Here is a 13257-nt window from a genome sequence, read left to right as displayed (position 1 = left end):
CTCTCCATTCTATGATACAATGAAAAAAATGATAATAAAGGAGTTTTTATGACTTATCCGAACCTTTTAGATCGTTTCTTGACCTACGTTAAGGTAAATACGCGTTCTGATGAACACTCTACTACTACTCCAAGTACGCAAAGCCAGGTAGATTTTGCGACCAATGTTCTTATTCCCGAAATGAAACGTGTCGGTCTGCAAAATGTTTACTACCTTCCAAATGGTTTTGCTATTGGTACCTTGCCAGCTAATGATCCCAGCCTGACACGCAAGATTGGGTTTATCTCCCACATGGATACAGCTGATTTTAATGCTGAGGGAGTTAATCCACAAGTCATCGAAAACTACGATGGAGGTGCGATTGAACTGGGGAATTCTGGATTTAAACTGGATCCTGCTGATTTCAAGAGCCTTGAAAAATATCCAGGTCAAACGCTTATCACAACAGATGGTACGACCTTGCTAGGTGCTGATGACAAGTCAGGGATTGCTGAAATTATGACTGCTATCGAATATCTGACTGCTCACTTTGAAATCAAACACTGTGAGATTCGTGTTGGTTTTGGACCAGATGAAGAAATTGGCGTCGGTGCTAATAAATTTGATGCAGTTGACTTTGATGTTGACTTTGCCTACACGGTTGATGGTGGGCCACTAGGGGAACTCCAGTACGAGACTTTCTCAGCAGCTGGCGCTGAGCTCCATTTCCAAGGGCGTAATGTCCACCCTGGTACTGCCAAAGGACAGATGGTCAATGCCCTTCAGCTAGCAATTGATTTTCATAATCAACTTCCTGAGAATGATCGTCCTGAACTGACAGAAGGTTACCAAGGTTTCTATCATCTTATGGAGGTGTCAGGTAGTGTTGAGGAGGCGCGTGCAAGCTATATCATTCGAGACTTTGAAAAAGATGCCTTTGAAGCTCGTAAGGAAGCTATGCAGGACATTGCTGGCAAGATGAATCAAGAACTTGGGAATGATCGCGTGACCTTAACTCTGACAGACCAGTACTGCAATATGAAAGAAGTCATTGAGAAAGATATGACACCTATTACTATTGCTAAAGCCGTTATGGAAGATTTAGGTATCACGCCTATTATTGAACCAATCCGTGGAGGGACAGACGGCTCTAAGATTTCCTTTATGGGAATCCCAACTCCTAATATCTTTGCAGGTGGTGAAAACATGCATGGACGTTTTGAATACGTGAGTCTTCAAACCATGGAGCGTGCAGTAGATACTATCATTGGAATTGTATCTTATAAAGACTAAAAAGGACGAGGTAGCTTTGCTACTTCGCCTCTTTATTTATTGAGCTGGTTTTTCTTGATTTCCAGTACTTGTTGTAGATTCTGTTGTTTCCTTTTCTGAAGTTGATTCAGCTGGTTTAGAATCTGTTGCATTACTCGGTTTGTTTTCGTCGCTGGCAGTTTCGCTATTAGATTCTGCAGTTGCTGATGTTTCAGTTTCGGTACTTGTCTTACTACTATTTGCTTCAGCATTTCTTGCTGGGGTTGCTTCTTCACCTGCGCTTGATTTTGACTTGATTTCTTGATTCAAGACCAGAATAGCTTTTGTCAATTCAAGTAAAGCGGCTTTATCTTTACTCTTAGCAGATAGCTGATCTAGTAGAGCATCAACCTTATCAAATTCTGCATCAGAACCCTTATTATTTTCTAAATATGAGTGAAGTGACATAAGAATATCGTAAAGTTTTTGATAGAGCACAAGTGTCTGAGGGTCTTGCTCAGCATTTTCCTTCTCTTGTTGAAGAGCGCTAGCGATACGAGTCAAAACATCTTTCACCTGACTATTTACTTCATCCAAGTCTGCATCAGCCTTGTTTGTAGCAGCTTTGAGATTTTCTACTTCTTCTGCCAAGGATTGTCTGATTCCTTCTTCTTGGATTTGCTCCAAGAGTTGATTTGCCTTGCTCAGGAGACTTTCTACTTGTTCCTTGCTAACATGGTTGACATGTTCTTCAGGCATAAAGTCTCCGTACAATTCTTTCAAGAAGCCATAAATAGCTGTTTTGGCACTTTGATTATCGACTTTTTCAGTATCTAGAACTGTTTGCGTTGATTTTGCAGTAGTTGGTTGAGCTTTCAAAGCTTCTTCCACTTCTTGTTTTGCCTGATAGATGCTTGGGAATAATTTGTTCAATTCTGCTGCCTTAAGGAAGGATTGAGATTGATATAAGGTCCAAGTCAACTGAGCTACTTTATTTCGCAGTTCATCACTCAAACGACCATCATTTACGTGTTCGTAGAAATACTTGATGTATTCTACAGTTGTAACACCTGTTCGATCATTAAAGTCTTGCAAGGCTTGAAGTTGTGATTCAACCGCTGCTAAACCAGCCTCATCTTTAGCCAATTTAGATTCTTGGAGTCGAACGAGAAGATCTTTCTTTGGAAGGCCATAAGAGTCTGTATCCAAGGTATTGATTTTATCAATCAAGGCCTGATATTTCTTATCTAGAGCGCTTGTTTCAACTGGTTTAACACTTTCATCAATATGGATATATTGCTTATCAAAGAGATCCAGTGTCGCAAGATAACCTGCTGTAGAGTTAGTTGCCAATTTCTTCATGTTTTCAGTAAACTGACCTAAAGCTAACTCAATCTGTCTTTGTTTGATTGGTTGATTTTGATAGAGCGATCTACTTTCAGCCAGAAGTTGATCTACTTTCGCCAAGACTGCCTTTTCATCAAAAGCTCCAGGTTGATAGTTGGATTGGAGAGCTGGAATCTTGTTTTTCAAAGCCACTTCATAGCCCTTAGTTTGAACCTTGATGTAGTGATTGTGGTCACCATGAGGAATCACAAAACTACCATTTTCTACCTGTAAGCTATAAGGAGACACACCATCTCGCAAAGCAGTGGTATAGAGTTCATTTAGGAAATCAAGTTCTGGATTGCCAGTTTGTAGCGGAAGACGCACATGTTCCTTACGAACAGCATATGGATGGATATGAGTTGGATCATAGGCTTGGTCTGGATTTCCAAAGACAAAGAATCCGTTTGAAATTTTAATAGCTTCAAGTGGAACACCGTAGGTCTTAGAAATATAAGCAATCTTTTCTTCATCGCTAGCATCTCTTGAGAAAGACTCTACCGTTTTAGCAAGAGGTTTTACAGGCTCTGCATCATGATGTGTTTTCAAATGGTCTTGTGCGGCCTTAATTTGTTCAGCTGTCAAGTCCTTCTTGAAGAAATAATGATTGTGGTCACCGTGACTCATGATAAATCCTGCCGCATCCTCACTGATAATTCGATTGGCATCAAAATCATGACCATGTTCTTCATGGTGATGACCATGGGCATCTTCATCATGATCATCATCGTCATCATGTGCTGGACTTGGTGTTACTGGCGTTTTACCTCTCAAATGATCTTGAGCTGCCTTGATTTGTTCTGGTGTCAAATCCTTCTTAAAGAAGTAATGATGGTGGTCGCCATGGGTCATGACAAAACCTTCTGAATCTTCACTTATAATTCGATTGGCATCAAAACCATGACCATCTTCTTCCTCATGGTGGACATGTGAGGTCTCATTACTTGATCCAGTATTAGAAGGATTTCCTAACTCTACCGTATCAGATTGTGATGTAGGATTGTTTAGAGATGACTTAGGAATATAATGATAGTGGTCCCCATGTCTTACTATATAAGCATCACCTGTATCTCTGACAATATCATTAGGGTTAAAGACATAACCATCATCTGCTGCGGTAACACCATTATTCGGTGTCACTGACAAAGGTTGACTGAGAGCTGTAGTATTCCCTGATAAATATGCTTTTGCGGCCGCTAATTCACCTGCCGACAAGTCACTCTTAGGAATGAAATGATAGTGACCACCATGTGGTACTATATAACCATCACCTGTGTCTTTAATGATATCTGAAGCGTTAAAGACATAACCGTCATCAGTAGTATAACGCCCCTGTAATTTAGCTACTGATACTTCTGCACTAGTCCCTTTATCTTCTTTACCGTGTTCTTGTTTTTGACGGTTGATTTCATCCTTAGTTCGAACATTATCGGCATGAGCTGCATCTTTCAGGTAGACATAATATTTTCCATCTACCTTGATGATATAACCACCCTTGACTTCATTGACGATATCTCCATCCTTAAGTTGGTAGTTTGGATCCTTCATCAAGAGTTCTTCACTAAAGAGGGCATCATAAGGAACTTTCCCGTTATAGTAATGATAGTGATCACCATGTGACGTCACATAGCCCTGATCTGTAATTTTTATTACAATTTGCTCAGCCTGAATATCTTCTTTTTTACTAACTTGATCTGGTGTCTGGGTCTCTGTTTTTTGAGAGTCTTGCTTCCCATCAACATAAGACACACGATTATTATCTTTGTTTCCTTCTAGCTGGTGTTGGTTCAATGCATAGATGCAAAGACTTAGGGAAAGGACTAAAGCCGAACCCGCCGCAAGATACTTTTTCTTCATTTTCATAATCTCCTCATTTTAATTCTTCTGCAAGAACATTCATATTTTCTTCTAGATTTTCTAAGTAAGTTTTATCATTTTCAGGGTCTGCTTCCAAAGGATTGAGTGTCTTTAGGCTAACTCCTGTTGATTTTACCAAGGTCTCAGCGACTTTAGAAGAAGCATTGCTCTCAGTAAAGATGGTTTTGACCTTATAGGTTTTGACAAATTCTTGGATTTCTGTTAGTTGTCTCGGACTTGGCTCTTGTTCAGGGGAAATCCCTGCTATACCAAGTTGTTTCAAACCAAAGCGTTTAGCGAGGTATGAAAAGGCTGTGTGTTGCGTAACAAAAGTCTTTTGGCTCGCTTTTTCAAAAATAGGCTGGTACTTCTTAGTCAATTCTTGGGCTTTATTAATAAAGTTTTTAGCATTCTTTTGATACGTTTCCTTATTAGCACTATCAATCTCCGAAAGTTTGTCCGCAATAATCTGTGCCTCTTCGCCTGCTTTTTCAGGATCTAACCAAGTGTGAGGGTCGTAGAGTGTTTTTTCATCAATACCATCACCAGCTTCTACATCTTCCAAGCCTGGTACACGCTCCAAGGTCATCCCTTCAGAGGCTTCTAAAACTTTAACTTTTGATTTTTTCAAATTTGGATCCAGACTTCCCGCCCAAGACTCCAGTGTATGCGAGTGGTAGACAAATACATCCGCGTCATAAATAGCAGCAATGTCATTCGCTGAAGGTTCATATGAGTGAATTCCACTACTTGACTGAATCATCCGAACATCATTCAAGTCACCTGACACCTCTTTGACCATGGCATAGATTGGGTAAAAACTTGTGACAATCTTCATCCCTTTTGCTTCTTGTTTTTCTTTTTGACCACATGCTCCTAAGACAAGAGCCAACACACTGGCCATTAATAATAGTATTGTTCTTTTTTTCATCATTACTCCTTAACTAGTATTTAACCATTTAATTAACTAGTAAATAGTTTATCTTTATTTACACTATATGTCAAGATATTTTGCACATTTTCATGAAAAAAATGAGAACTAGAACTCACATTCTGCTCTCATTTTTCGATTTTATCTTTTCTAGCTCTCCTATCCTGTTTTTAGGATCTAGAAAATACTACTACCTTTACTTGCTCTCCTTTAATAAAGCCAACAACTTTTCAGCTTCAGCCATAATGGTATTGTTGTCCTGGGCGCCAAATAGTAAATTATTCTTTAATCCTGTGAGAGTTTCTTTGGCATTGGACTTGATAATTGGATTCTGGATTTTTGCAAGTAAATCCTCAGCCTCTCTCAGTTTTTCTTCAACCTTTTCAGTTTCAACCTGAGGTTCTTCTGCTTCCTCTGGCGATTCTTCTTCTGGCTCCTCAGTTGGTTTTGGAGACTCTGGTTTCTCGCTTTGCGGCTTCTCTTCGCGAGGTTTTTCTTCCTCAGGTTTTTCTGGCCGAGGTTTCTCCTCTGATGGTTTTCCCGTATGATTGTTATCAGCCTGACCATTTTGGTTTCTTTGAACATGGTCACTTGCATTGCCCCAACCACTATCTGAATGCGGACGTTCGTTTGGATGTTCGACATAGTACTTGACAGTCGCAAAGAGATCCTCTAGAGTATAGCCCTTAGGAGCCTCATAAAGACCTTCGTCAAACCACTCAAATTTGATGTTATGGTAATGGTCATAATGAGGAATAATCAAGCTTCCGTTTTTGACTTCCACAGTATGTTGGAGATTGTAAGGCATACGATCAAGTGGCACCTTCTTAGCTGCTTTTACTCGATTGTAGATAGCTTCTGCTCCTTTAGCCTCACTATTTCCTGAATCCTGATGATCTGTCGAAGGAGGCGTCAAACCTTTCTCTTTGGCATAAGCCTGGGCTGCTGCTCTTTCAGCTTCAGACAAACTATCTTTCTTAATCCAATGACTGTGGGTCATATGTGGAGTTACATAGGCCTCCCCCTCATCACTAGTGATATCTCGAGGGTCAAAGATATATCCATCTTCTGTTGTATACTTGCCTGCCAACTTGGCTACTTGAATCTCATCATCTGTGTAAGCAATTTGCGCATTCGCTTTTCCTAAACGTTCTGGATGACGAATGGGTGCTAAGAAAGCAAGAATATCATCCACTAACTTGACTTTATCACTTGAAGCATCATTGAGTCGTTCCAAGAGTTTATCCAAAGCCTCAAAATCAGCTTGGCGCCCTTTATTATCAAGTAAGTCTTGATGAACTCTTGCTAGTAAATCATAAGCCTTATTGTAAAATCCTCGATCACCAGATGGGAGGTTGGTTTTCTTAGCTCCGAGTTTATGAGACAAACTTTCCTGCTTGGCCAGTTTACTATCAATGGCTGCTGCTGTTTCTGTGGAAAGTTCCTTGGCTGGGATATAACGAGAAACTCCATTCTCTTCAAAGACATAACCATCAGCTACTTTTCGAACCGCTTTTTTAACCAATTTTTCGTCAATTGGATTGCTTGGAGATGGTTGAGGATTTGGTGCAGGTTGCGGGCTTGGACTAGGTTCCGAAGTCGGTTGTGGACTTGGTTGTTCTGGTCTTGAATCCGGCACCCTATGGTTCGAACTGTACTGTAGAGGAATAATACGAGCGATTCGTTCTTCCAATTCAGACATCTGTGAATAAGGAATGAAATGGTAATGGTTCCCATGAGGCACAGCAACTCCTCTAGCTGTTCGATTTGTGATTTGCGCTGGGTCGAAAACAAGGCCATCTGATTCCACGTGTCGCTGGCTGAGTGGCAAGCCATAAAGTTGTTTCAGAAGGCTATCAATATCCTCATCACTTTGACTTGCTTGGCTATCGTCGCTACTGTTGTTAGCTGTGTTCGTATAGCTGTTGCCTTGGTTATTATAGGATGGGGTCCATCTATCTACATCGTAACTAGCACTGTTGTTATTGGTACGGCGATAGGTAGGCGTATTTGATTGACCACTTCTACCAGATAGGAAGGCTTCTGCGGCAGCCAATTCGCTGGCTGATAACTCACTTTTAGGAATATAATGGTAATGGTCGCCATGAGGAACAATGTAAGCATCACCTGTATCTTCAATGATATCAGAGGCATTAAAGATGTAACCATCATCTGTGGTGTAGCGTCCTTGTGAACGTGCCAAGGCTACTGCACCATCATTTGCTGAAGTCCCACCTTCACGATGCTGACTATGCTCTTGTTTTTGTCGATTGATTTCTTCTTTCGTACGGACATTATCCGCATGGGCTGCATCCTTAAGGTAGACATAGTATTTTCCATCTACCTTGATAACATAACCACCCTTGATTTCACTGACAATATCTTCGTCTTTTAGTGTATAGTTTGGATCCTTCATCAGCAACTCTTCACTGATGATAGCATCATAAGGAACCTTACCATTGTAATAATGATAGTGGTCGCCGTGTGAAGTGACATATCCCTGGTCAGTTATCTTGATGACGATTTGTTCGGCATTGATGCCTTCACGTTTACTAACCTCATCAGGAGTCAAATTCTCCGTTTTCTGCGTCGCTTGTTTTCCATCTATATAGGAAACACGATTATTTTCCTTAACCGTTCTTGCTTGATACAGTCCCAATTCGTAAGAACAAACACTTAAAATCAAAGCTGCCGCAGAACCAGCAAGGTATTTCTTATTAATTTTCATCGAAACTCTCTTTCTTTTTGTTATTTCTAGTTGCAATTCATTTCTAAATAGCAGAAACTCCTCTCTATTACTTAACTGGTTAACAGTTTACTCCAAAATTTTCGCCTTGTCAAGCATTTTATGAACCAGTTAAGTATTTTTACTATTTTTTTACTTTTTAATAATTGTTTCAGATACGAGCTATGAAGTCTAACTCTCATTTCCCCAACTTAAAAAATCAAAAAATCCCTGCAACTTAGTTGCAAGGACTTTTCGATTAATCAAAATTAACGTATTCTTTTTGAAGTTCAAGAACTTCTTCCATTGTTGAGCATTCTGTAAGGGCACGGTTAGCGTACTCTTCCATCTTAGCAGTGTCCAATTTCTTCATCAAGCTACGTGTACGAAGTACAGATGTTGCTGACATAGAGAATTCATCCAAGCCCATTCCGACAAGAAGTGGAACAGCTTTTTGGTCACCAGCCATCTCACCACACATACCAGCCCATTTACCTTCAGCGTGTGCTGCCTTGATAACGTTGTTGATCAAGCGAAGGATTGATGGGTTATATGGTTGGTAAAGGTATGAAACTTGCTCATTCATACGGTCTGCCGCCATTGAGTATTGGATCAAGTCGTTTGTACCAATTGACATGAAGTCTACTTCTTTTGCAAATTGGTCTGCAAGCATAGCTGCTGCAGGGATTTCAATCATGATACCAACTTGGATATCATCCGCAACTGCAACACCTTCAGCAAGAAGGTTTGCTTTTTCTTCTTCATAAACTGCTTTAGCTGCACGGAATTCTTTCAAGAGCGCAACCATTGGGAACATGATACGCAATTGACCATGAACAGAAGCACGAAGAAGGGCACGGATTTGTGTACGGAACATTGCATCTCCAGTTTCAGAAATAGAGATACGAATGGCACGGAATCCAAGGAATGGGTTCATTTCGTGTGGCATATCGAAGTAAGGAAGTTCCTTATCACCACCGATATCCATTGTACGAACAACTACTGGTTTACCATTCATTCCCTCAAGAACAGCCTTGTATGCTTCATACTGCTCGTCTTCTGTTGGGAAGTCTTGAGAATCCATGTACAAGAACTCTGTACGGTAAAGACCAACAGCTTCGGCACCGTTGGCATTGACACCTTCCACGTCTTTTGGAGTACCGATATTAGCAGCCAATTCAAAGTGTTTACCATCAGCAGTCACTGTTTGAGCATCTTTCAAAAGTGCCCATTCAGCTTTTTGCTTCGCATAAGCTTCACCAGCAGCCTTGAATTCTGCCGCTTGCTCATCAGTTGGGTTGATAATCACTTCACCAGTGATACCGTTAACAGCAAGGATATCACCATCTTTAACAATTTCAGTGATGTTGTTTGTACCTAATACTGCCGCGATTTCAAGTGTACGCGCCATGATAGCTGAGTGGCTTGTACGTCCACCAATGTTGGTTACAAAAGCTTTTACAAAGTTTTTGTCCAATTGAGCTGTATCTGAAGGAGTCAAGTCATGCGCAATCACGATCACTTCTTCATTGATAGAAGCTGGGTTTGGCAATTTTTTACCAAGGAGATTTGCCAATACACGTTTTGTCACGTCGCGGATATCCGCTGCACGTTCTTGCATGTATGGGTTGTCTTCCATGCCTTCAAAGATAGTGATAAACATGTCTGTCACTTCTTTCAGACCTGCTTCTGCATTCACTTTCTTCGCACGGATTGTTTCCTTGATTTGACTGATCATTTCTGGGTCAGCAAGAACCATTAAGTGAGCGTCAAAAACTTGAGCTGCTTCTTCACCGAGCGTACCTACTGCTTTCTCACGAATAACAGAAAGCTCGTCTTGTGATGCTTTTAGAGCGGCATCAAGGCGAGCTTCTTCTGCGTTTGTATCTTCGACTGTAACAGTCTCAAATGACAAATCCGGTTGAACGAGTAGATATGCTTTTGCAACTGCAACACCGTCTGATGCTGCGATTCCTTTAAGCATTTCTGTCATTTTCCTTATGCCAATCCTTCTTTTTCCATAGTTTCAGTGATAGCAGCGATTGCGTCATCAGCATCTGCACCTTCAGCTGAAATTGTAACGTCAGCACCTTGGCCAACACCAAGACTCATAACACCCATGATAGATTTAAGGTTTACTGATTTACCTTTGTATTCAAGAGTGATATCTGAAGCAAATTTGCTAGCTGTTTGAACCAACAATGTTGCTGGACGTGCGTGAATACCTGTTTCTGCCACTACGTGGAAATCTTTAGAAGCCATAGTTTGACTCTCCTTTAGTTATTTCTTTTTTGGATTATATGTGATAACCCTTACAAGACTGTATTATATCACCTTCTAGATAATTTTTCAAGTATTTTATGGACTTTCTTCTATTTCCTTTCTGATAACTTGCTGAAAATCTTCTATTTATATTGCCAATATACAGTATGTAGTTTTTTTATTTTGAGAAAGTTTGACAGTTCAACGGAAATCAAAATTTATGTTTTCAAAAACACTATATCTTGTGTTTTTATTTCAAAACCGTAACTTTTTAGCACAAGATTTAGTTTAAAAAGTTTGACAAAGTTTTTTTTTCTGATATACTAAGAAAGTAATCTATTTTGAAAGAGGAGTTACGAAAATGGTAACCGTTTATTCTAAAAATAACTGTGTCCAATGTAAGATGACCAAGCGTTTCTTGGACAGTAATAATATCGCATATCGTGAGATCAATCTTGACGAGCAACCTGAGTATATCGATCAAGTTAAAGAGCTCGGTTTCAGCGCTGCTCCTGTCATCCAAACACCAACTGAAGTCTTTTCAGGTTTCCAACCAGGAAAACTAAAACAGTTAGCATAATCTTAGTACATCATCCAGAAGAAATTGCTTCTAGGGCTAACTTAGAGGCCTTTCTTTTGTAATCAGGTTAGATAAGGAAAATTTTATGGGATTAAAACATCTTGAAGACGTGACTTACTTCCGTCTCAATAACGAAATCAACCGTCCTGTTAATGGACAAATCATGCTTCATAAAGATAAGGAAGCCTTGGATGCTTTCTTTAAAGAAAATGTAGTTCCAAACACTATGGTTTTTGATTCAATTACTGATAAAATCAACTACCTTATTGAACATAACTACATCGAAACTGCATTTCTCAAGAAATACCGTCCAGAGTTTTTGGAAGAATTGCATCAATTTATCAAGGACCAAAACTTCCAATTCAAGTCGTTTATGGCAGCCTATAAGTTTTACAATCAATATGCCTTGAAGACTAATGACGGTGAATATTACCTTGAAAGCATGGAAGACCGTGTCTTCTTTAATGCACTTTATTTTGCTGACGGGGATGAAGCGATTGCGACTGATATTGCCAATGAAATCATCCACCAACGCTACCAACCAGCTACTCCTTCCTTTTTGAACGCAGGTCGTGCTCGTCGTGGGGAGTTGGTATCTTGTTTCTTGATTCAAGTAACGGATGATATGAACTCTATCGGACGTTCTATCAACTCAGCCCTTCAACTTTCACGTATCGGTGGTGGCGTGGGAATTTCCCTCAGCAACCTTCGTGAAGCTGGAGCTCCTATCAAGGGCTATGAGGGTGCCGCTTCTGGTGTCGTACCAGTTATGAAGCTTTTTGAAGACAGCTTCTCTTACTCAAACCAACTCGGACAACGTCAAGGTGCAGGTGTTGTCTACCTCAACGTCTTTCACCCAGATATCATCGCTTTCCTTTCCACTAAGAAAGAAAACGCTGATGAAAAAGTTCGTGTTAAGACTCTTTCACTCGGTGTTGTAGTACCCGATAAATTCTACGAATTGGCTCGAAAAAATGAAGAAATGTATCTCTTCAGCCCATACTCTGTAGAACTTGAATATGGTGTGCCATTCAACTACATCGATATCACTGAAAAATACGATGAACTAGTCGCAAATCCAAACATCAGCAAGACAAAAATCAAAGCGCGTGACTTGGAAACAGAAATCTCTAAATTGCAACAAGAGTCTGGCTATCCTTATGTAGTCAACATTGATACGGCTAACCGTGCAAATCCGGTTGACGGAAAGATTATCATGAGTAACTTGTGTTCTGAGATTCTTCAAGTTCAAGAACCAAGCTTGATCAACGATGCTCAAGAATTCATTCAAATGGGAACGGACGTTTCATGTAACCTTGGATCAACCAACGTGGTCAACATGATGACCTCACCTGACTTTGGTCGTTCAATCCGTGCTATGGTTCGTGCTCTTACTTTCGTTACAGATAGTTCGCACATCGTAGCTGTTCCTACTATCGACCACGGAAACAGTTTGGCTCACACCTTTGGTCTTGGTGCCATGGGGCTTCATAGCTATCTAGCGCAACAACTGATCGAATATGGGTCGCCTGAGTCTGTTGAGTTTACAAGCATCTACTTTATGCTTATGAACTACTGGACCTTAGTAGAATCTAATAACATCGCCCGCGAACGTGGTATCACCTTCCACAACTTTGAAAAATCAGACTATGCTAACGGAAGCTACTTCGACAAGTATGTGACAGGCGAATTTGTTCCAAAATCAGACCGTGTTAAAGAACTATTCAAAGACGTCTTTATCCCAAGTGCTGCTGACTGGGCTGAACTTCGCGACAAGGTTCAAGCAGATGGTCTTTATCACCAAAACCGTCTAGCTGTTGCTCCAAATGGTTCGATCAGCTACATCAACGATGTTTCTGCATCTATCCACCCGATTACGCAACGTATTGAAGAACGCCAAGAGAAGAAAATCGGTAAAATCTACTATCCTGCTGCAGGGTTGTCAACAGATACTATCCCTTACTACACTTCTGCTTACGATATGGATATGCGTAAGGTGATTGATGTTTACGCTGCTGCAACAGAGCACGTGGACCAAGGACTTTCACTCACCCTCTTCATGCGTAGTGATATTCCAAAAGGTCTTTACGAATGGAAGAAAGAAAATAAACAAACGACACGTGACTTGTCTATCCTTCGTAACTATGCCTTTAACAAGGGCATTAAGTCTATCTACTACGTCCGTACTTTTACAGACGATGGTGGAGAAGTTGGTGCGAACCAATGTGAAAGCTGTGTAATCTAGTTTTACTCTAAGCCTACTAAATTCTCTCAAACTACTGAATA

At 40.4% G+C, this 13257-nt stretch carries 8 protein-coding genes; 3 read left to right on the top strand and 5 right to left on the bottom strand.

Annotation, left to right across the window (positions count from 1 at the left end):
* Window positions 1-48 precede the first annotated feature (48 nt).
* A complete protein-coding gene (gene pepT, locus ACXYSL_RS00225; protein ID WP_458623619.1) occupies window positions 49-1272 on the top strand; it encodes a peptidase T in 1224 nt (407 codons plus the stop codon).
* Window positions 1273-1308: 36 nt separating this feature from the next.
* Here the strand turns inward: pepT and ACXYSL_RS00220 are convergent, their stop codons facing one another.
* From ACXYSL_RS00220 to ACXYSL_RS00200, 5 genes are all read right to left on the bottom strand, one after another.
* Window positions 1309-4479: a pneumococcal-type histidine triad protein gene (locus tag ACXYSL_RS00220; protein ID WP_458623618.1), complete on the bottom strand. Its 3171-nt coding sequence runs from the start codon at window positions 4477-4479 to the stop codon at window positions 1309-1311.
* Window positions 4480-4486: 7 nt separating this feature from the next.
* Complete coding sequence (locus ACXYSL_RS00215; RefSeq protein ID WP_458623617.1) at window positions 4487-5404, bottom strand: metal ABC transporter solute-binding protein, Zn/Mn family; 918 nt, start codon at window positions 5402-5404, stop codon at window positions 4487-4489.
* A 196-nt stretch (window positions 5405-5600) separates the two neighbouring features.
* Entirely contained in the window at window positions 5601-8132 is a 2532-nt protein-coding gene (locus ACXYSL_RS00210; RefSeq protein ID WP_458623616.1) for a pneumococcal-type histidine triad protein, read from the bottom strand.
* A 256-nt stretch (window positions 8133-8388) separates the two neighbouring features.
* Window positions 8389-10122, bottom strand: coding sequence for a phosphoenolpyruvate--protein phosphotransferase (ptsP, locus tag ACXYSL_RS00205; RefSeq protein ID WP_458623615.1), 1734 nt, complete (start codon window positions 10120-10122; stop codon window positions 8389-8391).
* Window positions 10123-10127: 5 nt separating this feature from the next.
* A complete protein-coding gene (locus ACXYSL_RS00200; RefSeq protein WP_000146948.1) occupies window positions 10128-10391 on the bottom strand; it encodes a phosphocarrier protein HPr in 264 nt (87 codons plus the stop codon).
* A 361-nt stretch (window positions 10392-10752) separates the two neighbouring features.
* Here ACXYSL_RS00200 and nrdH point away from each other — a divergent pair, with 361 nt between their 5' ends.
* Complete coding sequence (gene nrdH, locus ACXYSL_RS00195) at window positions 10753-10971, top strand: glutaredoxin-like protein NrdH (protein WP_308688582.1); 219 nt, start codon at window positions 10753-10755, stop codon at window positions 10969-10971.
* Window positions 10972-11056: 85 nt separating this feature from the next.
* Window positions 11057-13216 carry a class 1b ribonucleoside-diphosphate reductase subunit alpha gene (nrdE, locus tag ACXYSL_RS00190; RefSeq protein ID WP_458623614.1) on the top strand — a complete coding sequence of 720 codons (2160 nt, stop codon included), beginning with the start codon at window positions 11057-11059 and terminating at the stop codon, window positions 13214-13216.
* Window positions 13217-13257: the final 41 nt, after the last annotated feature.

It is taken from the genome of Streptococcus sp. V913 (assembly GCF_054353455.1).
This window is presented reverse-complemented; position numbering and strand designations above follow the sequence as displayed.